Origin of the sequence: Antiquaquibacter soli, assembly GCF_030580675.1 — a bacterium.
GTDB lineage: Bacteria > Actinomycetota > Actinomycetes > Actinomycetales > Microbacteriaceae > Rhodoglobus > Rhodoglobus soli.
The window spans coordinates 1,598,485-1,619,515 of record NZ_JAUQUB010000001.1; the positions used below are offsets into that span (position 1 = coordinate 1,598,485).

The 21,031-nt window shown below is 70.4% G+C and carries 21 protein-coding genes and 2 tRNA genes; 3 read left to right on the forward strand and 20 right to left on the reverse strand.

Annotated features, from left to right (window positions below):
* Window positions 1-7: 7 nt before the first annotated feature.
* Genes Q5716_RS07870 through Q5716_RS07880 form a run of 3 tightly spaced genes read right to left on the reverse strand, consistent with a single transcriptional unit; the run spans window position 8 to window position 2,427 of the window.
* Window positions 8-817, reverse strand: a complete 810-nt coding sequence (locus tag Q5716_RS07870; RefSeq protein ID WP_305002521.1) for a DUF1684 domain-containing protein — start codon at window positions 815-817, stop codon at window positions 8-10.
* A gap of 43 nt (window positions 818-860) precedes the next feature.
* Window positions 861-2,174 carry a CoA transferase gene (locus Q5716_RS07875; protein WP_305002522.1) on the reverse strand — a complete coding sequence of 438 codons (1,314 nt, stop codon included), beginning with the start codon at window positions 2,172-2,174 and terminating at the stop codon, window positions 861-863.
* Between the two features lie 19 nt (window positions 2,175-2,193).
* A complete protein-coding gene (locus tag Q5716_RS07880; RefSeq protein WP_305002523.1) occupies window positions 2,194-2,427 on the reverse strand; it encodes a hypothetical protein in 234 nt (77 codons plus the stop codon).
* Between the two features lie 76 nt (window positions 2,428-2,503).
* On the opposite strand from Q5716_RS07880, the gene Q5716_RS07885 reads away from it, so the two are divergent.
* Window positions 2,504-6,181 carry an SCO7613 C-terminal domain-containing membrane protein gene (locus Q5716_RS07885; RefSeq protein WP_305002524.1) on the forward strand — a complete coding sequence of 1,226 codons (3,678 nt, stop codon included), beginning with the start codon at window positions 2,504-2,506 and terminating at the stop codon, window positions 6,179-6,181.
* A gap of 79 nt (window positions 6,182-6,260) precedes the next feature.
* Window positions 6,261-6,695, forward strand: coding sequence for an iron chaperone (locus Q5716_RS07890; RefSeq protein ID WP_305002525.1), 435 nt, complete (start codon window positions 6,261-6,263; stop codon window positions 6,693-6,695).
* 18 nt (window positions 6,696-6,713) lie between these two features.
* On the opposite strand, the gene Q5716_RS07895 is transcribed toward Q5716_RS07890, so the two are convergent.
* The 7 genes from Q5716_RS07895 to Q5716_RS07925 all read right to left on the reverse strand — a co-directional run bounded on the left by Q5716_RS07895 (window position 6,714) and on the right by Q5716_RS07925 (window position 12,237).
* Window positions 6,714-7,055 (reverse strand): YciI family protein, encoded by a 342-nt coding sequence (locus Q5716_RS07895; protein WP_305002526.1) that lies wholly within the window; start codon window positions 7,053-7,055, stop codon window positions 6,714-6,716.
* Window positions 7,056-7,057: 2 nt separating this feature from the next.
* A complete protein-coding gene (locus tag Q5716_RS07900) occupies window positions 7,058-7,381 on the reverse strand; it encodes a transcription initiation protein (RefSeq protein ID WP_305002527.1) in 324 nt (107 codons plus the stop codon).
* A 29-nt stretch (window positions 7,382-7,410) separates the two neighbouring features.
* A tRNA-Ile gene (locus Q5716_RS07905) sits at window positions 7,411-7,484 on the reverse strand.
* A 69-nt stretch (window positions 7,485-7,553) separates the two neighbouring features.
* Window positions 7,554-8,765, reverse strand: coding sequence for an HNH endonuclease signature motif containing protein (locus tag Q5716_RS07910; protein WP_305002528.1), 1,212 nt, complete (start codon window positions 8,763-8,765; stop codon window positions 7,554-7,556).
* Window positions 8,766-8,812: 47 nt separating this feature from the next.
* Window positions 8,813-9,961 carry an acyltransferase family protein gene (locus tag Q5716_RS07915; RefSeq protein WP_305002529.1) on the reverse strand — a complete coding sequence of 383 codons (1,149 nt, stop codon included), beginning with the start codon at window positions 9,959-9,961 and terminating at the stop codon, window positions 8,813-8,815.
* Complete coding sequence (locus Q5716_RS07920) at window positions 9,961-11,166, reverse strand: glycosyltransferase (protein ID WP_305002530.1); 1,206 nt, start codon at window positions 11,164-11,166, stop codon at window positions 9,961-9,963. The genes Q5716_RS07915 and Q5716_RS07920 overlap by 1 nt, the downstream gene beginning before the upstream one ends.
* Before the next feature lie 81 nt (window positions 11,167-11,247).
* Window positions 11,248-12,237 (reverse strand): DMT family transporter, encoded by a 990-nt coding sequence (locus Q5716_RS07925; protein WP_305002531.1) that lies wholly within the window; start codon window positions 12,235-12,237, stop codon window positions 11,248-11,250.
* Between the two features lie 40 nt (window positions 12,238-12,277).
* On the opposite strand from Q5716_RS07925, the gene def reads away from it, so the two are divergent.
* The gene (gene def / locus Q5716_RS07930) at window positions 12,278-12,844 is read left to right on the forward strand and encodes a peptide deformylase (RefSeq protein ID WP_305002532.1); all 567 of its coding nucleotides are present in this window, start codon (window positions 12,278-12,280) and stop codon (window positions 12,842-12,844) included.
* A gap of 2 nt (window positions 12,845-12,846) precedes the next feature.
* On the opposite strand, the gene Q5716_RS07935 is transcribed toward def, so the two are convergent.
* From Q5716_RS07935 to dnaG, 10 genes are all read right to left on the reverse strand, one after another.
* Window positions 12,847-13,161, reverse strand: a complete 315-nt coding sequence (locus tag Q5716_RS07935) for an AzlD domain-containing protein (RefSeq protein WP_305002533.1) — start codon at window positions 13,159-13,161, stop codon at window positions 12,847-12,849.
* Window positions 13,158-13,841 carry an AzlC family ABC transporter permease gene (locus tag Q5716_RS07940; RefSeq protein ID WP_305002534.1) on the reverse strand — a complete coding sequence of 228 codons (684 nt, stop codon included), beginning with the start codon at window positions 13,839-13,841 and terminating at the stop codon, window positions 13,158-13,160. Before Q5716_RS07940 ends, Q5716_RS07935 begins: the two co-directional genes overlap by 4 nt.
* 12 nt (window positions 13,842-13,853) lie before the next feature.
* Window positions 13,854-14,159 (reverse strand): SHOCT domain-containing protein, encoded by a 306-nt coding sequence (locus tag Q5716_RS07945; protein WP_305002535.1) that lies wholly within the window; start codon window positions 14,157-14,159, stop codon window positions 13,854-13,856.
* Window positions 14,160-14,254: 95 nt separating this feature from the next.
* Window positions 14,255-14,914, reverse strand: a complete 660-nt coding sequence (locus tag Q5716_RS07950; RefSeq protein ID WP_305002536.1) for a response regulator — start codon at window positions 14,912-14,914, stop codon at window positions 14,255-14,257.
* On the reverse strand, window positions 14,911-16,131 hold the full coding sequence (locus Q5716_RS07955; protein WP_305002537.1) for a sensor histidine kinase: 1,221 nt from the start codon (window positions 16,129-16,131) through the stop codon (window positions 14,911-14,913). The genes Q5716_RS07950 and Q5716_RS07955 overlap by 4 nt, the downstream gene beginning before the upstream one ends.
* A gap of 66 nt (window positions 16,132-16,197) precedes the next feature.
* Window positions 16,198-16,273: transfer RNA gene (locus tag Q5716_RS07960), tRNA-Asn, on the reverse strand.
* Between the two features lie 51 nt (window positions 16,274-16,324).
* On the reverse strand, window positions 16,325-17,314 hold the full coding sequence (locus Q5716_RS07965) for a lactonase family protein (protein WP_305002538.1): 990 nt from the start codon (window positions 17,312-17,314) through the stop codon (window positions 16,325-16,327).
* Window positions 17,314-18,318, reverse strand: a complete 1,005-nt coding sequence (locus Q5716_RS07970) for a D-isomer specific 2-hydroxyacid dehydrogenase family protein (protein WP_305002539.1) — start codon at window positions 18,316-18,318, stop codon at window positions 17,314-17,316. Before Q5716_RS07970 ends, Q5716_RS07965 begins: the two co-directional genes overlap by 1 nt.
* Entirely contained in the window at window positions 18,315-19,118 is an 804-nt protein-coding gene (locus Q5716_RS07975) for an ATP-binding cassette domain-containing protein (RefSeq protein WP_305002540.1), read from the reverse strand. The genes Q5716_RS07970 and Q5716_RS07975 overlap by 4 nt, the downstream gene beginning before the upstream one ends.
* A gap of 19 nt (window positions 19,119-19,137) precedes the next feature.
* Window positions 19,138-21,000: a DNA primase gene (dnaG, locus tag Q5716_RS07980; RefSeq protein ID WP_305002541.1), complete on the reverse strand. Its 1,863-nt coding sequence runs from the start codon at window positions 20,998-21,000 to the stop codon at window positions 19,138-19,140.
* Between the last annotated feature and the right edge of the window lie 31 nt (window positions 21,001-21,031).

The window sequence follows — 21,031 nt, forward strand, 5'->3', positions numbered from 1 at the left end:
GACGACACTAGCCGTGCAGGAGCGAGCCGTCCTTCTTGAGGACGTTCTTCTCCCCTGCCTCGATCGGCACGCCGAAGCGGTTCTGCTTCGGGGGAAGAGGGCAGTTGAAGTTGTAGCTGAATGCGCACGGGGGCAGCACCGCCCGGTTGAAGTCGAGCGTGATCGTGCCGTCCGGGTTGGGCGCGAGGAACAAGAAGCGGCCGACGCTGTACGTCGACTCACCGTTGGTCGCGTCGGCGAACACGAGCTGGAGGGCGCGACCCGCCTTGAACGCGGCGAGGTTGTAGTCCACGCCGTCCTTCGAGAAGCGGATCTCTCCGGGGATGACGTGCTCCTTCGTCTTCCCATCGCTCTTGAGCTGCTCGAAGCCGAGCGTCGTGCCCTCCGGGTTCTCCGTGAAGGTACCGGTGATGACCCACTCGGGGTTGTAGTCGAAGATGTCGATGCCGCCGAATTCCTGGATCGCCTCGGAGTTCGAATCCCAGACCCGTAGCGCGTATTGGCCGTCGTCGCCGGCGATCACGAAGCCGCTCACGGTGTCGCTGAAGACGACCGTGCTCGGCTCCGCGGCATCCTTGCCCCGGACGAGAGTCGTGCCGTCCACGAGCACGCCGTCGACGACGATGTCGTCGCTCGCGGCCGCGGTCACGGAGAGGCCGCCCTCGGCGGGCGCCCACGTGCCGGGAACACCCCAGATGGACTGCTCGCTGCTCACCCACTGGGTGTTCACGAGGGCGAGGTTGCCGGTCGGTTGGACGACGGCGAGCTCCCGCCGCGAGTGGTAGGTGGCGAGCTGGTCCTCGGGCGAATCGGTCACCGTTCCACGCTAGCAGCCGCTCGCGCAACACTCGCGGAAGAGGTCAGCGCCACTCCGGAGCACTCGATCCGAGGGGCACAGGCGGCGCGCTCCACTGCCGCGCCGAGCCCGCGAACCCGGCGGCGGGCGCCGCCAGGACGAGCTCGCCGAGCTCGACGACCGTAGGGGCGAAGCCGACGTGCCGATGACGCCGGTCGCGGGACGCAGCCATCAGCTCGGCCGCCATGCGGGCGAGCGACACGTCGGCGAGCCACGACCCGCCCTCGTCGGCCCGGCGGCGCAGAGCAGTCGTCACCGCGGCCGCGAGCAGGTAGCCGGCCGAGTGGTCAAGCGCCTGGGCGGGCAGGGCTCCGGGCCGCGAGCCATCCGGTGACTCGAGCACGGCGATGCCCGTCGCCGCTTGCACGATGCTGTCGAAGCCGCGGCGTGCTCCCCACGGCCCGATGCCGCCCCACGCGCTCACTCGTGCGATGACCGCGCCGGGGTTGCGGTCGGCGATCGCCTCCGGGCTGAGGCCGAACCGGTCGAGGGAGCCGGGGCGGTACCCGGCCACGACGACGTCGGCGGACTCGAGGAGCCGACCGAACTCGGGCGCCGAGGCATCCAGCACCGCCGAGCGCTTGCCGGCGCCGGTATCGAGGTGCTGGTACTCGGGCTCGGCCAGGCCGGGCGGGTCGACGCGGAGCACGTCAGCGCCCCACAGCGCGAGCGTGCGGGTGGCGACCGGACCGGCGATGACGCGAGTGAGGTCGAGCACTCGAAAGCGCTCTCGAGGGACGCGCGCCGGTGCATCCGCGATCCTCTCGAGCGCGACGAGCGGTTGCTGGGCTGCGGCGAGGGACTGGGGATGCTCGCGCCACTGCTCCCCGGTGCGCACGGCGACGGCGACCGCTCCGTGCTCCGCGGCGCGCTCCTCGACATCGGCCGCCCGCCACCCGCGGAGGCCGGCGAGCAGGTCATCAGCGGTCGTCCCCAACGGGAGCCCGAGTGCGGCGAGCAGCCGGTCGCGGTGGTGCGGGTAGTTCGCGTGCGTGCGGACCCATCCGTCGCCGGTCGGCCAGAAACCCGACAGTTCCGCCCACGGCGACATCGGCTCGCCGCGCTGCCGATAGTGCTTCTCGCTCGTCACCGCGGTCGCGATGCGGTCCGGGTCGAGTTCGACGGCCCCCGCCGCGGCACGACCCCGCCGTGCGGCCAGCAGGGAGGCGGAAAGGGATGCCGCGGCGATCGCATCGTGCACTAACGCCCCCACGGGCAGCACCGCGTCGAGCGGAACCTCAGCCGCGCGGGAGCGCACGAGCGCGAGCGCGTCGGCGTCCTCGCCGAGCGACTGCCACGCGGACTCGAGCGTGCTCATGCGAGCCAGTGTGCCACCGTTACGGCAGTCGACCTACTCGGCGGTACCACTCCCACATCGCGTCGCAGGCCTCCTCGAGGGTTGCGGCGTAGCCCAGCGGCGACCCGTCCGGCGCGAGTCCTCGCAAGATGGGCACGCCACTCGCCCGACCCTGCTGGATCGTTCCGACGAGATAGCCACGGTCGAACATGCGCCACTCGCCCGCGAGGAGCGAGTTCTGCAGCTGATCGCTCGCCCTCCAGTGGTGCACCATATGTCGAACATATCTTCGATCCACAGATATCGCAATCGCCGCTCCTACGAGTTTGCCTCGACATAGACTGGCGCGCATGTCACACACCTGGACCGCCTCGGTCACCGCGCACCTGCTCGATCGAAGCCGATGCCCGAAGTGCGACGCGGTGCTTCGCAGCAGCTCGTGCGACCGGTGCGGGGCCGACCTGAGCGGCCCGCTCGCCTGGGACATCCTGAAGGCGTCCGAGGCGACGGTCGCGGCTCTCGAGAACCGGCAGAAGCTCATCGACGCGCTGCCGGTGCTCACCACCGCCGTGGCGGTCCGCACCAACTCGCCCGCGGCCACCACGCCAGTCGCTGCGCCGATGGGCACACCCGCGGTGACCGCGGTGCGCGCTCGCCCGAGCTCGCAATTGAGCCTCCAGTCGGTTCTCGCCGTCGCGGGCGCCGGCCTCGTCGCCGTCGCGGCGATCGTCTTCACGTTCTTCAACCCCGACCTCTCCGACTTCGGCATCCGCACCGCGATCATCGCGGCCGTCACCGCCGTATTCCTCGTCGCCGCGTGGCTCCTCGCCCGAGGCGGACTCCAGTTCTCCGCGGAGGCGGTCGGCGCGCTCGGCACGGTCTTCGTCGGACTTGACGTCTGGGCGCTGGGAGACGGCTCCTCCGACGCCCGGGCTGCGTTCGTCCTCACCGCGGTGGGCACCCTCGTCGCTGCCGCTGCGCTCATCGCGCTCGGCTCCCTCGTCCGCTTGCGGAGCTGGGTGTGGGTGGCGCTCGCTGCCCTCCCGCTCGCCCCCGCACTCCTCGGGCTCGCGCTGGACTCGGCGTGGGCGCACTCCGCGGGATTCGTCGCGGCCGCGGCCGTCGGTATCGGCGTCCACCCGCTCGCGCGCCGCCTCGGTCGGCGATTCGGAAGCGCGCTCGCGGCGGATCGGGTCACCGCCTCGATCCTGCAGGTGATCGCCGGAACCATCGCCCTCGGACTACTGCTGACGGTCGACGGTCCGCAGACTCCGCGCGCGCTCGGCTCGGCGGCGATCGTTGCGGGGCTAGCGCTCATCGCTCTCGTGTCCGCTCGAACCCTCGCCTCCTCCGCGTGGAGCTACTCGGCCGGGTTCCTCATCGCGACGGCGGGGGCACTCGCGTCGTTCGCGATCGACGTCGACGACGAGTGGACGATCGCTCTCGTCGGTGCGGGCGTACTCGCGGCCGCCGCCGTCTCCTCGATCGTCCCGGGCCTCCGCGGGGTACGACGGCGGCTCGTGCGCGCCGGTACGTGGACGGCGACGCTCATCGTCGCCGTTCCCGGTGCGATCGGCGCGATCATCCACCTCGCCGGTCGTGCCATCACCTTCTTCGGCGACTACCCCGGCGAGGTGACGGGCGGCTCGACGGCGCTCGCCACGGTGCTGCTCCTCGTGGCGGTGGCGGTTGCGGGAGGCATCCTGCACCTCGTCAGCCGGCCGCTCGAGTCGTCGCTCGAGCACGCCTACCTCCCGGTGGGAGTCTGGCTCGGGATGCTCGGCCTCAGTGTCTTCGTGACATGGAGCGACCTCCTGCTGCCGGTACAAGTGGGGCTCAGCCTGCTCGTCGTCGCGGGAGTCGCAGTCGGCCTCGCTCTCGTGCCGCGGCTGCGCTCCGCTCGGCTCGCGCTCCGCGCGCCGCTGCTCGTGGCGGCGCACGGCCTCCTCGTGCTCGCAGGTCTGCTCTCCTGGACCGACGACGCGCTCCGCGTTCCGCTGGGCGCCGCCGGAGTCGTCGCGCTCGTCGCTCTCGCCTTCGCGATGCCCCGCGTGATCCGCCCGGCCTACACGGGGGCGGGGTACGCCTACTCGCTCGTCGTCGTCGCCGCCGGATTCGCTCTCGCGGACATCGACGACCTCGCTGGTTTCTGCCTCACGACCACCGCGGCGGCGCTGGCAGCCATCGTCGCGACCCTCGTCCCCAGGGTCTCCGGGCGGCACTGGTACGCCGTCCTCCTGGTGACAGCGGTCCCCTTCCTCATCGGCATCGTCTCGGTGCTCATCGAGCGCAGCGGCTGGACGGCGCTCTCCACCGGCGTCACCTTCGTCCTCCTCCTGGTCATCGTGCTCACCCGGCGCCCTGGTCTGACGAGGTTCGTACGAGCCGGCGCGGCTGCCCTGCTCGTCCCCGCTCTCGCCGTCGTCGTCGTCTGCCTCGGCGCTGAGCTTCTCACCGTGAGCGCGTCTCCCGTCACCCTGCCGATCATCGCGGCGATCGTCGCGCTTGTGCTGCCCTCGACGGGGCTCATCGGGGCGGCGCTCGAGCGCCACGGCATCCCGGAGCAGGATGCTCGCTGGTCCCGCGTCGCTGTCGAGGTGTCCTCTCTCGTGACGGGGGCGATCGGGGTGCTCCTCGCTCTCGTGCGAGCAGCGGCGGGCATCCCCACGACATTCACTGTGCTCGTGATCCTCGGTGTCGGCGCGATCGCGACGGCGCTCTTCGCGAAGCGTCGCTACGGCTGGCCGCTCGCGTTCGCAGCCTTCACCGGAGCGCTGTGGTGTATCTGGGCCCTCAACGGCGTCACGGGCCTCGAGCCGTACCTGCTGCCGCCGACGCTCGCAGCCGCCCTGCTCGGGGCGATTCTCGTCGCGCGCGGGCTCCCGGGGTTCGGTCTGTCGGCGGCCGGGCTGTATGCGACCGGCCTCTCGGTCGCGATCGTTCCGATCCTCGCTGCCCAGGTCGTCGTCGGATCGGAGTCCGCCGTGCCCTGGAGGGCGTGGCTGCTGCTGGGCTTCGCCGTCGCTCTCGTCGCCGTCGGGGCGGCCCTGCCGCGACTCTCGCGCTGGACTCCGCTCGCACGGCTGGCCGCGCTGCGCACGCCGTCCCTCGTCGTCGCCATCGTCGCGGCAGCGGGCGGGGTCGCCCAGGCCGCGCGGTTCGGCCTTCGCGCCGACGACGCGGGTGTCTCCAGCGATGACGTCGTCATCATCCCGGTGCTCGGCTACACGGGTGGGGCTGCGCTGCTCGCGGCGACGGCGGCGGCCCTCCTGAGCCGTCGTGCAGAAGCGCCCTGGGCCGCTCCGGAGCGGGTCGCGGGATCGCGGTGGCTATTCGTGCCGACGGTTGCCTTCGTCACGCTCGGGGCTGTCCTCGGCATGCGCGACGGCTGGCTGCCCATTCTGAGCGTCTACGCGATCAGCCTCCTCCTGCTCGCGTTCATGATCGTCACCGCGCTGCGCGAGCGCGTACGCCCGACAGTGCTGCCGCCCGTGCTGCTCACGTTCGCCGCCGCCTGGTCGGTCGCGGTGGCGAGCTGGAGCGCCCGGGAACTCCGAGTCGAGACCTATTCGCTGCCACTCGGATTCGCCCTCCTCGCCGTGGGCGTCATCGCGATGTGGCCGCAACGCGCGGTGGCTCGGGCCACGCTCGTCAGCTGGCCCATCGGGTTCTCCGGATCGTGGCGATTGCTCGGTCCGGGCATCCTGGCGATCTTCGTGCCCTCGGTTCTCGCCACCGGCACCGACCCGCTCACCCAGCGCGCCATCATGGTCATCGCTCTCGCACTCGTTGCCATCCTCATCGGCAATCTCCGGCGGCTCGCGGCGCCGTTCATCCTCGGCATCATCGTGCTGCCGGTCGAGAACGTGGTGGTCTTCGCCGTCCAGATCGGTCGCAACATTGAATCGCTCCCCTGGTGGATCACTCTCGCCACCGCAGGGGCGGTGCTGCTCGTGCTCGCGGTGACGTCGGAGCGGCGGGTCGGCAAGGACAAGGGGACGGCCGCGCGCATCCGCGATCTGACGTGATCGATCAGTTTTGAAGAAGCCGAGCTCGCCAGAGCCTGCCTAGCATGGGGTGATCAGAACCACAGCGAGAGGAACGACGATGGCCCAGGGCTCCACCGACGAGACCGAGTTCAGCGCCGAGGAACGCGCCGCGATGAAGGAGCGCGCCAAGGAGCTGCGCTCGGCGAAGAAGGGGAAGAAGTCCGGGCTCGAGGATCTCCTCGAGAAGATCGCGGAGATGCCCGAGGCCGACCGGGTGCTCGCCGAGCGGATCCACGAGCTCGTGACGGAGGCCGCGCCGCACCTCGAGACGAAGACCTGGTACGGGTTCCCCGCCTACGCACTCGACGGCAAGGTCATCTGCTTCTTCCAGCCGGCCGCCAAGTTCAAGAGCCCCTACGCGACGTTCGGCTTCAACGAGGCCAGGAACCTCGACAACGGCGAGGTGTGGATCACCGCATTCGGCTTGTCGAAGCTCACCCCGGCGGCGGAGAAGCAGATCGTCGAACTGGTGAAGAAGGCCGCCGGCGTCTGATTCTGTAGGGCGCGTTCCCTACGACTCCGGGTCGTCCATGAACTCGCGGACCTCCTGGTCGCACCGGCACGCGGCCGCGAACTTGGCGGCCCACTCGAGTGCCGCCTCCCGCGACGGCAGGTCGAGGATGCTGTAGCCGCCCTCGATCCGCCGCGTCGGCTCGTACGTTCCCGGGGTGACGGTACCGTCGGCCGAGACACGCACGGGTGCGACCTCCTCGCTGAGACCCCCACCGAAGACCCAGACGCCCGCCGCTTTGGCCTCGCGGAGCACCGCGTGCGCGTCGATTCCCGCCTGGACGAACTCCTCCGGCGTCAGCACCATGGCTTCGCCGGGGAACGAGATCAAGTACTTCGTCACTGCTACATCAACTCCCGAATCTCTTGCGCGCACCGGCACGCTACCGCGATCTTTCGAGCCCACTCCTCGGCGGATGCTCGGTCCGGCAGATCCAGCACCGTCAACCCGCCCGTGATCCGCGAGCCCGGGTGCGTGCCCTCGGCGACGCTGCCGTCACCCGACACGAGCACCGTCGGGACGGTTTCGTCGACCCCGCCCCCGAAGACCCAGACGCCGGCATCCATCGCCTCCTGGCAGACGGCGTTCGAGTCGATGGCGGCCTGAGCGAGTTCCTCATCGGAGAGCACCATCGCCTCCGCGGGGAATGAGATGAGATAGTGAGGCATGTGCACAGTGTACACATCGAGCGGTCCGGTAGGGCGGACGGGACTTGAACCCGTGACCGACGGATTATGAGTCCGCTGCTCTAACCAGCTGAGCTACCGCCCCGTGGCGCGCACATCGTCGGGCGAACCGGAACCAACCCTACCGCCGCGGAACAAGCGGAAATGCCCGGCGTCAGAACGGTGGTGGGTCGTTTGCGTTGGTGGTGGGTGTGGTGTGTCCGGTGGGGCTGGTCCAGCGGGTGCCGTCGGTGGCCCACCGGGTCTCGTGTTTGAGGCGGTGGTGGCTTCGGCAGAGGGGGCGGAGGTTCGCTGCACTCGTGGTTCCGCCGTGGTGCCAGGCGGTGGTGTGGTCGAGGTCGCAGGTGCGGGAGGCGCGTCCGCAGCCGGGGAAGTCGCAGGTGGGGTGGGTGGTGCGGATGAGGCGGTCCAGGTCGGTCGGGGGTCGGTAGGTGCGGCGGTCGTAGTCGAGGATCGTGCCGGTGATCGGGTCGGTGAGGATGCGCCGCCACCTGCTGGAGGTTCCGGCGAGGCGGCGGGCGGTGTCCGCGTCGATCGGGATGACCCCGTCCAGGGTCGCGGGACGCTCGGCGACGCCGAGGAGGGTCTCGACCGGGATGAGGACGCCGACGGTGACACCGACACCGGTCCCTGCCGTGAGGTCGCCTGCGACGAGGTCCCGCAGGAGGTCCGCGCGGATCTGGTCGAGAGTGCGGGCCTCGTCGGGGTGGGCTGCGGCCTGCCGGGCGAGGTGGTTCAGGTGTGTCAGAGCACGAGTGGCATCGGCCTCGGGCATCCGGGTGATCAGCAACGCCATGCCGTCCGGTTCGGGTTCGATCCACACCGCCCGCCTCAGCGCGGCGACCTGATGACGTTCAGCCAGCGGGCGCGGGTGCAGCCGCGCCACCAGCAGTCGCAGCTGGGAGCGCAACCGCGGCACCGGCAAGCTGCGACGCTGCAGCACCTCCGCCTCCAGGCGCGACAACACCTCATCGGGCAGATCCGTGATCACATCCGCAACGACCCGGATGTGAGCGGCCGAGATCTCCCCCTCCCGGAACCACGCCCACACCATCGGCATCCGGGCAATCAGCGTCTCGGCAATGTGGGCCTGATCCCGCACCGCATGCTCCGTCAACCCCAACCGCACCGCCAGATCCGCGACCGCAGCCCGCACCGCGAACTCCACCCGCGCCCCATCCACCGGACCCGGCCCCGCATACACCTCCGGGTACGCGCGAGCCTCCCGCAACACATCCGCACACGCCGACCACTGCTCCGCCGCCGCCCGCGCCGCCTGCATCCCCGCAAACTCCGCCCGAGCCACCCCGAACTCCACTCGCGACTCCGGCAACGCCGGATCCAACAGCTGAACCGAAGAACTCATGACTCAAGGCAAACATGCACCACTGACATTCGCCTTAAGTCGCGATGCTACCGGGAGACGAGCGCTCCTACCCGTCGCGAGAGCCGGTGCGCGGGCATCTCCACTGCTACCGAGAAGCCCCACGCCACGAGCAGCGATGCCGGGATCGCGAGGAGCACCGTGAGCCACCACTGGGTCGCCCCTACCGCGAACGCGATCGCCAAGAGCACCGGCACGTGCACGAGGTAGAGACTGAAGGACACCTTGCCCAGCCACGCGATCGGGCGAAGCGTCAACGCCCATCGCGCTCCGGGGGCGAACGCGCAGCAGAACAGCAGCAGCGCTCCCCCGAGCAGTTTCTCCGGGGTGATCGAGATGGCGAACTCGGTGTCGACCCAGCCGCGGCCGCGGATGATCCAGCCGATCACGAGCAGCAGCAGGCTGAGGAGCACGAGACCCAGCCATGCCCACGGCGCCCCTCGAAGCGCGGAGATACGGCCGGCCAGCGCGCGCAAGTCCTCGATGCCGCGGGCCATGGCGACCCCGACGAGGAACATGGGGAGGTACAGCAGCGCACCCCAGTCCCACAGGAAGCCCAGCCACGAGAGACCGAACGACACGAGGGCGACGGCCCACCACGCCCGCCGCACCAACAGCACGAGGGCGAGGGCGAGCGGCAGCAGGAGCGAGAACCAGACTTCCCACACGAGCGACCACAGCGGCCCGTTGATGGGGAACAGCGGCGGGTGGAAGAGCACGGTGGCCTCACCGAAGACGGACGGCGCACCGAGTGACGGGTCGGCGAGCATCCCCACCCACGGCGAGGACGCGCGCGACGGGTCCCGCGGGACCAGCAGGATCAGCAGCACAGCGAACGCGACGGAGGCGATGATCGGCAGATACAGGCGCACGATGCGGCGCGGGTAGTAGGCCAGCCAGTCGTAGGCGGGCTTGCGCAAAGGCTCGAGAGCGAGCACGAAGCCGCTCAGCAGGAAGAAGACGACAACCGCTTCGGGGCCGGCTGTGAGGATCTTCAGCGGAGTGAAGGATGCCCACCAGATGAGGCTCCAGGTCGGGGCGATGTCGTGCCCCTGGTAGGTCATCGTGATGCCCGGCGTCACGAGGGCGACGTGGTGGAGCAGGACGACGAACGCCGCCACGCCCCGCAGTCCGTCGAGCGAGGCGAAGCGGGTGTCGGATGCCGCGGGCGCCGTCATTACGGTCGAGCCGCGGGCTCCTCGCCGCGGTACAGGCTCTCGAAGGTGTCGAGGGTGCGCTGGATGTCGTGCGCCTCGACGATGGAGAGGCTCTCGCGCTGGAACGCCTCGTACTGGGCCGGCTCCATCGTGAGCACCCGGGTGAGCTTCTCGGCGAGGTCGTCGACGTCGCCCTTCGCGAAGAGGTATCCGTTCTCGCCGTCGTGCACGAGGTGGGGCAGGGCCATCGCATTGGCGGCGACCACCGGCAGCCCCGACGCCATCGCCTCCATCGTCGAGATCGACTGCAGCTCGGCGATCGACGGCATCGCGAAGACCTTCGCCGCGGTGAGGGTCGAACGGAGGTAGTCCTCGCTCACCTTGCCCGCGAACGAGACCCGATCGTCGAGTCCCAGCTGGTGCGTCAGGCTCTTGAGGCGGTGCTCCTGGTCGCCCGATCCGAGGATCTCGAGCCGGGCATCCAGCGCCGGGTCCAGCTTGCCGACGGCGCGGATGAGCTTGTCGATCTGCTTCTCCTCGACCACACGGCCGAGGAAGACGATGCGGTTGGCGCTCCGCGGCTCGAAGCTCGGGGTGTAGTTGTGGGCGTCGATGCCGCACGAGATCGCGAGGACGCCGCGCACGGAGGTGTTGGCCTCGAGGTACTCCGCCGCCTTCTTCGTGGGGGTCGTGACGCGCTCGGCGCGGCGGAACGAGCGGTCGGCGGCCGCCCACGCGCGGCGGATGGCCCAGCGCACGAGGAACGGCGGGATGATGATCGCGTGGTCGAGGATGTTCTCGGGCATGAAGTGGTTCGTGCCGATGAGCCGGATGCCCCGCTTCTCGCCCTCGATCGTGAGGCCGCGCCCCACGACGATGTGCGACTGGAAGTGGATCACGTCGGGCTCGATGCGGTCGAGCAGCTTCGCGGACTCCGCCTTGATGCGCCACGGCAGCAGGAAGCGGAACGTGGGATGCGGGTACCAGCGCCACGACCGGACGCGGTGCAGTGTCATCCGCTCGCCCTCGTGCACCTCCTCGCGCGTGCCGATGAAGCCGTCGTAGGACGGGGCCATGATGTGGACGTCGTGACCGCGCTGCACGAGACCGGCGGCGAGGCGGGCGATGAAGCTCGCAGCACCGTTGATCTCGGGCGCGAAGGTGTCTGCACCGATGAGGACGCGGAGCGGCTGGTCAGCCGACGATCGACGCGATGAGGTAGCCACGGGTGAGGGGTTCCTTTTCCTGGGAGCCGACGGGCGCACGGGTGATCGCGCAGCGTCGGAGGCACTGCGTATCACCGTACCTCACGAGGTGCGCGTCGCCTCGTCAGCCGCGTCGGCCAGTGGAGTATTCGCGAGAGCCTGCGGGTGGTGCCGGGCGAGGGACAGGACGCCGAATACGGCGACCCCGGCGGCGATCACGAACGCGACGATCGCCCACCAGTCCGCGCCGGCGGCCTCACCGAGCACGATGATGCCGATCGAGACCGCCACGAGCGGGTCGATGACGGTCAGTCCGGCGACCACGAGGTCGGGCGGGTTCGAGGAGTGCGCTGTCTGGACGAAGTAGGTGCCGAGCAGTGCCGCCGCGACGAGGCCGACGAGGCACAGCAGGGTGAGGACGTCGGCCGGACCGATCGCGAAGTCCGTGGCGATGATCGTGCGCACCCGGTCGATGACGACCTTCGCGAGGGTGACGACGAAGCCGAAGAGCGTGCCCGCCGCGACGACGTAGAAGATCGGCCGCGGGGAGCGACCACGCATGACGAGGAAGAGCGTGATGAAGACCGCCAGGACGACGGCGAGGATGATCAGCACCGTCACGAGCTGGGTCGCCGTGATGGGATGAGTCTTGGCGACGAACGCCGCGATGGTGACGAAGGTGCCGATGCCGAGCACGCAGATGACGATCGCGCGAATCGAGTAGCGATCGAGCGGCACCTTGGTCACCCGCGCGTTAACGATCGCCGTGACGACGAGGGCGACGGCCCCGAGCGGCTGGACCACGATGAGCGGTGCGAACGCGAGACTCGTGAGCTGCAGCACGATCGCGAGTCCCTGGAGCACGGTGCCGATGAGCCACGACGGTCGCGCAATGAGGGAGCGCAGCTGCCCGAAGCTGAGCCCGGTCTTCGACGAGGCCTCGGTCTCCGCATCCACGAGGGCAACGCCGCGGTGCTGGAACTGCGTGCCGATCGCGAGGATCACGGCGGCGACGAGGGCGAGGGGGATGCCGATCGCGGCCGACGAGTCCAGCGTGAGCTGGTCGGCGAGGTCCTGAAGGTCCGGTGGCACCTGACGAATCTACCGGTTTCGACCCGGATATTCTGGGTGAATGGCCGTGCTCCCCATTCGAATCACGGGTGATCCCGTGCTCCACTCCCCCGCTCTGCCGGTCGGGGAGATCACCGACGAGGTCCGCACTCTCGTCGCCGACATGGTGGACACGATGATCGCTGCCCCGGGCGTGGGTCTCGCCGCCCCACAGGTGGGCGTCGGGCTGCGCATCTTCGTCTACCGGTGGACCGACGACGACGGCGTGCTGCACGAGGGCACCGCGATCGACCCGGAGCTGTGGCTCGCTCCGACCGAGCCGGGCGAGCTGGACGAGGACGAGGAGTCGGAGGGGTGCCTCTCCATCCCGGGCGAGCGCTTCCCCTTGCGCCGCTCTCCCGCGGCCATTCTGCGAGCAACGGACCTCGACGGCTCCCGCTTCGAGGTGCGGGCGGACGGATGGCTCGCCCGAATCTTCCAGCACGAGTACGACCACCTCGACGGGGTGCTCTACGCCGACCGCCTCGGCCACCCGTACGGGAAGGCCGTGGCGAAGGCCATCAAGAAGAACTCGTGGGGCGGGCCCGGCAAGAGCTGGCTCCCGGGAGTGGACGACCTGGACGCCTAGCGCTAGGGCATCGCGCCAGAGAGCCGCAGCACCGCCGCAACGGCCGCTGCGGCAGCCACCACGACGATGAACGGCACCCGCAGGGCGAAGAGCCCGGCCGCCACGATGATGGCGGGCACCCGGGCATCCAGCTCGATCTGCTGACCCTGACCGAGCGTCTGGACGACGATGAGCGCCGCAAGCAGGGCGACCGTGAGCAGGTTCGCCACTCGAGACGGGGTGGGACGCTCGATGAGCGAGGGCGGCACGAGGTAGCCGGCGATTTTGAGGGCGAAGACGGCGATCGAGGCGAGCAGGATGATCTGCCAGACGGTCATCGCGCGCCCCACCAGTTCGTGACGCCGACGACGACCGCCACCACGGCCGCGCACAGCACGGGGATGCCGGGCGGCAGCCACGGCGTGAGCACCGCCGCCACGACGGCCGCGCCGATCGCCACGACGACCGGCTGCAACTGCCTCAGCCGCGGCCAGAGCAATCCGAGGAACGCGGCCGCTGCCGCCGCGTCGAGGCCGTACTGGCGAACATCCCCGAGGAGATCGCCGATGAGCGCCCCGATGAGAGTGGTGAGGTTCCAGCCGACGTAGATGATCGCGCCGGTCCACCAGAAGCCCGTACGCTGCGCGGCGAGCGACGACTGCGCTGTGGAGACCGCCGTCGTCTCGTCGATCGTCCACTGCGCCGCGAGGAGCTTGCGCGGCCACCGTCCGCCGATGAACGGCGCCACGCGGAGCGCGTAGAGCGCGTTGCGCGTGCCGAGCAGCGTCGCGCTCGCGATGGCCGGGATGCCCGCTCCCGCGCCGCCCGCCGCGAGCACTCCCACGAGCGCGAACTGCGACCCACCCGAGAACATCAGGAGGCTGAGCGCGCACGTCTGCCAGACGTCGAGCCCGGACGCGACCGACAGAGCGCCGAATGAGACGCCGTAGGCGGCAACGGCAAGGCCCACAGCGACCGCTGACCGGCGCGCTGCGCGGGTCTCGTCGCTGTGGGCCATGGGCCTCCCAGGTTACCGGGTGGGCGGCACCGGTCCGCTCGCGCGGAGCACCTCGAGCCGGGCCCGGTACTCCTTCTCGTCGATGTCGCCCTGAGCGAAGCGCTCGGCGAGGGTCGACTCGGCGCTGCGGGCCGCCCAGGCTCCGTGGTGCCAGCCGGGACCGTAGCCCGCGCGGGCCCAGCGACGACGGCCGAGCCCGACGATGAGGGCGATGACGCCGATCCAGAAGAGCGGGATGAGGAGGAAGAAGATCCAGCCGAAGCCGAACCCGGGGCCGACGTGCGCGACGGCGGTGGCGAGTGCGAGCGTGGTGATCACGGGGTTGTCCTATCGTTCGGGGTTCCGGTGGAACCGATAGGACCAGCCTCGCGAGTACGCGATCCGTACGCGTCGCCCCGGCGGCGACACCTCGGCTACTCCCCCGGGCGTACCAGCCCGGTCTCGTAGGCGATGACGACGAGCTGCACGCGGTCGCGCGCGCCGAGCTTCGTCATGATGCGCGACACGTGCGTCTTCGCGGTGAGGGGGCTGAGGAAGAGCTCCCGGCCGATCTCTTCATTGGTGAGACCCTGGCCGACGAGGGCGAGCACCTCGCGCTCGCGCTCCGTGATGAGCTGCAGCTGCGCGGCATCCGGCGCGTCCCGCAGCTGGCCGGAGACGCGCTCGAGGAGCCGGCGCGTTACTCCGGGGCTGAGGAGGGCGTCGCCCGCGGCGACGACGTGCACGGCGCGGATGAACTCGGCGGGCTCGGTGTCCTTCACGAGGAATCCGCTCGCCCCGGCGCGGATCGCGCGAGCGACGTACTCGTCGAGCTCGAACGTGGTCACGATGACGATGTGGGTCGATCCGAGGTCGGGGTTGGCGACGAGCTGCTCGGTCGCCCAGAGACCGTCGCCGTCGGGCATGCGGATGTCCATGAGCACGACATCCGGCTTCGTCGCGGTCACGAGCGCCACCGCCTCGCTCCCCGTTCCGGCCTCGCCGACGATCTCCAGATCGGGCTCGGCCTCGAGGAGGCTGCGGAAGCCGGCGCGGATCAGCTGCTGGTCGTCGGCGATCGCGACACGGATCATTCGGACTCCTTGGCGGGGATGCGGGCGGTGATTCGGGTGCCGCCGAGGGTCGAGCGGCCCGACTCGAGGCCGCCGCCGAGGAGCTCGGCGCGCTCGCGCATGCCGAGCATCCCGCGACCGTCGCCGGACCCGCGGCCGTCGAGACCGACGCCGTCATCGTCGATCGTGAGCACGTAGAAGCCGCCCTCGAGGCGCAGTGAGACGGTGGCGCGGGATGCCCGAGCGTGGCGAACCACGTTGGTGAGCGACTCCTGCGCGATGCGGTAGAGCGCGAGGGCGATCGCCTGGGGGGCCTCACGCACGGTCGAATCGAGCGTCACCTCGACCCCCTGCGCGGTGACGGAGGCGGCGAGTCCCGGGAGCCTCGACAGGTCGGGCTCGGGCAGGAGCGGGGCATCCGGGTCGTGGGTGCCGGACCGCAGCACCCCGAGCACGGATCGCACCTCGTCGAGAGCCGTCTTGCTGGTCTCCTTGATGCTCGCGAGGGCCTCCGCCGCCTTCTCCGGCTGGCGCTCCATGAGGTGGAGGCCGACGCCCGCCTGCACGTTGATCTGGCTCAGAGAGTGCGCGAGCACGTCGTGCAGCTCGCGCGCGATGCGCACGCGTTCGGCCTGAACCTCGCTCTGGCGGCGCTGCGCGACCGTCTTGCGGAAATCGGCCATCATCTCGCGGCGGCCGCGGACCGCCTCCCCGATTCCGAAGATCAGCAGGATGGAGAGCGTGGTGAGGGCGACCCGGACCGGGTGCCAGTCCTGGCCGTAGATCAGTCCGAAGGTGAGCGTCACGGCCCACGCGGCGCCGACGCTCGCCCACGCCCAGACGCGCGCTCCGTGCAGCAGGGCACCGACGATCGCGAACGCGAGCGCGACATACGGCGCGCTCGGCACGTTCGGCATGAAGTAGAAATCGAGGCTCGCGAGGATGCTCATCGCCAGCACCGTCGGACCCGGGAACCGCCGCGCGGCGAGCAGCACGAGGGGCCCCGCGATCGCGAGGGCGAGCGTGCCGACTGTCGCAGGCGAGCGGCCCATCACAGCCACCCAGAACAGCGAGGGCGGCACCTGCAGGAGGAGCGAGACAAGGACCGGGAACAGCAGCTTGCCGCGCTCCGACATCCGCGGCCCGAGCGGTCGATCCGCCCACTCCTCCGGCCACGGGCCGTGCCAGCCACCCCAGCCTGCGCGCCAGTGCGCGGGCGGATGACGGGTGGAGCGCATTGCTCCAGCGTATTCGTGGGTGTCGTACTCCCGTGTACTCCGGGCGGAGTAACACGGGAACCTGTGTGGCTCCCCGACTTGGACTCGAACCAAGAACCTATCGGTTAACAGCCGATTGCTCTGCCAATTGAGCTATCGAGGATCGCTTTTCAGCTTGGCTACTTTACCAAACTTCCGGCGGCACCCAAATCCGCTACGCGCGCAGCAGGAAGGTGGGTGACGGCAGGGGCGTCGGAGGAGCGATGAGCTCGGGCATCCCGTCCGTCCCGAGGCGGAAGCTCGCGACCGTGCTCGAGCGCTGGTTGCAGACGTGCAGCAGGTCGCCGTCGACGACGAGGTTGCGCGGCCAGTCCCCCTCAGTTGGCACGGCCCCGACGGCAGTGAGCCTCCGCCCGTCGTCCGAGATCCGCACGACCGAGATCTGGTTGGTGCCGCGCAGGCCCGCGTACACGAAGCCGTTCGGGCCGAAGCCGATCGCGGCGGCCTGGTCGGACGCGCCGGCGCCCGGCAGGTCGAGTCGCGTCACGATCTCCAGGGACTGCCCCGTCCACTCGAGCACGTGCAGGTCGCGGCCGTGCTCGCCGAGCACGAGCAGCAGTCCCGACGAGTGCCGGGCGAGGTCCCGCGGTCCGGTGCCCGGAGGCAGCGCGAGCTCGCCCGTGCGCGTGAGCACCGAGCCCTCGATCGAGTGGATGAGGATGCGGTCGGCGCCGAGGTCTGCGGAGAACAGCGTCGACTCGTCGTAACGCAGGCTCGCGTGCGCGTGAGCCGAGTCCTGCTCCTTGTGCGGGCCCGACCCGGTATTCGTGAGGACCTGGGCGAGGGCATCCACCGCTCCGGACTCCGCCAAGGTGATGACGCCGAGCTCGCCGGCGCCGTAGTTCGCCGCGACGATGGCGCCCTCCAGGAACTCGAGCTGGCAGGGGTAATCGCCCCCCGAGTGGACGACGCCGTCCTCGACGAGGTGCTCGCCGTCGATGCGGTAGGAGTGGATGCGACCGGTGCCCTCCGCAGCCGCGTACAGGTGGTCACCGCGCGCTGCGACGAATGTCGGGGAGAGAACCTGGGCAGAGACGCGCACGAGCTCGAGGCTGCCGTCGTCGCGTGAGGTGAGCAGGCTCACACCCTCCGCGCCGCCCTCCATGTCGGCGCCGTACGCGCCGAGCCACCACTGCTGGGGCATCAGTACCTCGCTCCCGGGTCCACGATCCCGATGAAGTCGCCGCCCCCGAGGAGCGCCGCGACGTTGTGCCGCACGCGAGCGGCGAGAAGGGGTTCGACCTGCTCGTCGGTGTCGGCCGAGTGGCTCGTCACGACGCACCGGGGGTGGTTCCACAGCGGATGCCCGTCCGGGAGCGGCTCCGGGTCCGTGACGTCGAGACCGACTCCCCACAAGTGGCCCGAGTCGAGCGACGCGAGCAAGGCATCGGAGTCGATGAGCGCGCCGCGCGCGATGTTCACGAGCACGGCGGTCGGCTTCATCGCCGCGAGTTCCTCGGCGCCGATCATCTTGCGCGACTCGTCGGTCGTCGCCGCGGCGAGCACGACGACGTCGGACTCCGCGAGCACCTCCGCGAGCCGGTCGCTCGTCACCGTCCGGTCGGCGCCGGGCACGTCGCCCGGGGAACGCCGGACGATCGTGATGTGCGTCTCGAACGGCTCGAGCAGGCGGATGAGCTCGACCGCGATTCCGCCAGCCCCGACGATCGCCACTCGCATCCCGTAGAGCGACAGCCCCTGCCGGGGCACCTGCCACGAGGCGGAGCGCGCCTTGTCGGGCAGTTGCCGGAGCATCCCGAGGGTCAGGGCGAGCGCGTGCTCGGCGACGGGCTCCGAGTAGGCGCCCTTCGCACTCGTCCACAGCGGGTAGGTCTTGTCCGCGTAGTCGGAGAAGAGCCCGGCGTGCGACTCGACACCCGCGAGCGGCAGCTGCACCCATTCGACGCCGGGATGCTCGGCAAGGACGCCGCGCAAGGTCGCGGACGGGCCGGACAGCCACACGACGGCCTTCGTGTCATCGCCGAGCGGGGCGACCGTGCCCCCGGCGTCGCGCACAGCCGACTCGATGGCCGCCGTCGGCTCCGGAAGGATGGCGATCGGGCCGGCGTGCGGCCGGAGCTCGGCGGGCAGGGGCGAAGCGGCAGCGGCGAGCGGATCCTTGTGCTCGCCGGGCTGTCGAGAGGTCACACGGGCTCCTCGAGGTAGCTGAGGGACTCGGCGAGCCCCTTCACGTACGGGTGGTGGGCATCGGCGAGCACCGACTCGAGATCGCCGATGCCGACGATGCCGCCACGGTGCATCACCGCCACGCGGTTGCTCACGCGGCGCACCTCGCCGAGATCGGCGGTCACGATGAGAGCGGCGAACGAGCGCTGTCGCTGCAGGTCGACGATCGTGTCGAGAATGGCCGATCTCACCGTCACGTCGATTCCCGCAGTCGGGTCGTCCGCGACGACGAGCTGCGGCTCGAGGATGAGGGACTTCGCGATCGCGACGCGCTGCCGCTGCCCCTTGCTGAGTTCGTGGGGGTACTTGTTCATCGTCGCGAGCGGCAGTCGAACGGCGTCGATGAGAGTCGCGACGGCCTGGCCCGCCTCGTCCTGATCGAACTTCCGGTCGCGCGAGAAGATCGGCTCGGCGACGTTCTCCCCCACGGTGAGCCTCGGCTCGAGGTGGTCGCCGGCCTCCTGGCGGAGGTACCCCACGCCGAGGGCGAGCCGGTCGCGCTGCCGCCGACCGATGCCGCGCACGGCGGTGCCGAGCACCTCGAGGGTGCCGCCGGTGATGGTCGGCGAATCGCTCGACCCGCGGTCCGCCTCGAGCGCGATGGCCTTCGCGAGCGTCGACTTGCCCGACCCGGTCTCGCCCACGACGGCGAGCACCTCGCCGGGCGCGATATCGAGATCCACGCCGGCGACGGCGATCGAGCGGGTCTCCGGGTTGTCCGACGGATAGCGCAGTGAGAGATCCCGGGCCCGGACGGTCATCCCTCAACCTTAGCGAGGATCACTCCTCCCGGAGCGCCCGTCGCTCGGCCTCGACGCGAACCAGGTCTCGCTGCACCTGGGCGTAGCGCTCGGGGTCGGCCGAAGCATCCGTGCGCTGCATCGTGCCGAGGAGCTCACGCTTCTGCCGCAACAGGTCGCGGTCGATGAGAGCGGATGCCACGCCCCGGCAGTACGTTGCCATGAGCTCGGGCCGCTCGGGGATCGGCGCCACCGAGAGCTGGGTGACGAGCGTCGAGTACGGTGCCGGCACCTCTTCGGCGACGCGCGCGACCCAGTCGTTCGATTCGAGGTGGTCGAGGGTCGTCGCGATCGCGTCCCGCACCACGGAGAGCGTGCGATCGGAGAACGCCACCCCCACGGCACGCTGCGCGAGCTCCCGGCCGACGTGGCCCGGGTACTGCAGCAGCGCCATGACGGCGTCGCGCTCGAGCCTCGTCGTCGGGTCGGTGGGCAGCGACATGAGGTTCGGGGCGCCCTCCTGCTCGGGGGGCCTCGTGGGCTCGCTGGAGTCGTTCGGGCGCGCCGGCGCGGACCCGCGCTGCGCCGCCACGGCCCGCTGCACCTCCCCCGGGTCCATGCCGAGCCACCCGGCGAGATTGCGCACGTACCCGATTCCGAGGGCCTGATCGCGGATGCCCGCGACCACCGGAGCGGCCGCCCGGAGAGCCGCGACGCGGCCCTCCACGGTCTCGAGGTCGTAGTTCGCGAGTACGCGGCGCACCATGAACTCGAACATCGGCTTGCGCGTGCGGATGAGTCGCTTGACCGCGTCGTCCCCCCGGTTGAGGCGCAGATCGCACGGGTCGAGGCCGTCGGGGGCGACGGCGACGAAGGTCTGCGCGGCGAAGCGCTGCTCCTCGGCGAAGGCCCGACTGGCCGCCTTCTGCCCCGCCTCGTCCGGGTCGAAGGTGAAGATCACCTCACCGGTGCCCGACGTGTCGGAGTTCTCGACGTCGCCGATGATGCGGCGCACGATTTTGATGTGGTCGACGCCGAACGCCGTGCCGCACGTCGCGACGGCCGTCGTCACCCCTGCGAGATGGCACGCCATGACGTCGGTGTAGCCCTCGACGACGACGACCTGCTTGCCGCGGGCGATGTCGCGCTTGGCGAGGTCGAGGCCGTAGAGCACCTGGCTCTTGTGGTACACCGGCGTCTCCGGCGTGTTGAGGTACTTGGGCCCCTGGTCGTCGTCGAGGAGCTTGCGGGCGCCGAACCCGACCGTCTGGCCGGTGACATCCCGGATCGGCCAGATCAAGCGACCGCGGAACCGATCGTAGACATCCCCGCGGTCGCCCTTTCCGAGGAGGCCCGCCGTGATGAGCTCGTCCTCGGTGTAGCCGAGCGACTTGAGGTGCCGGCCGAGGGCGCCGCCGCGAGGCGCGAAGCCGACTCCGAAGCGCTGGGCGGCGGCCGGGTCGAAGCCGCGCTGCCCCAGGAACTGCCGACCCGGCTCCGCCTCGGGAGTCGCGAGCTGGGCGATGAAGAAGTCCTCGGCGGCCTTGTTGGCCGAGAGGATGCGCGCGCGGTTGCCGTGGTCGGGCGCGGCTCCCCCGTCCTCGTAGTGCAGCTCGAAGCCGATGCGCGCAGCCATGCGCTCCACGGCCTCCGCGAACGAGACGTGGTCCATCTTCATGAGGAAGGTGAAGACATCCCCGCCCTCGCCGCAACCGAAGCAGTGGTAGAAACCTACCTGCGGGCGCACGTGGAAGCTCGGGCTGCGCTCCTCGTGGAACGGGCAGAGCCCCTTCATCGAACCGCCGCCCGCACTCTTGAGGCTGACGTAGTCGCCGACGATGTCGGCGATGTTCGTGCGCGACCGGACCTCGTCGATATCGCTCCGTCGGATCAGGCCAGCCACGGAAGGATTCTACGGTCAGGGCGCTGCGGCA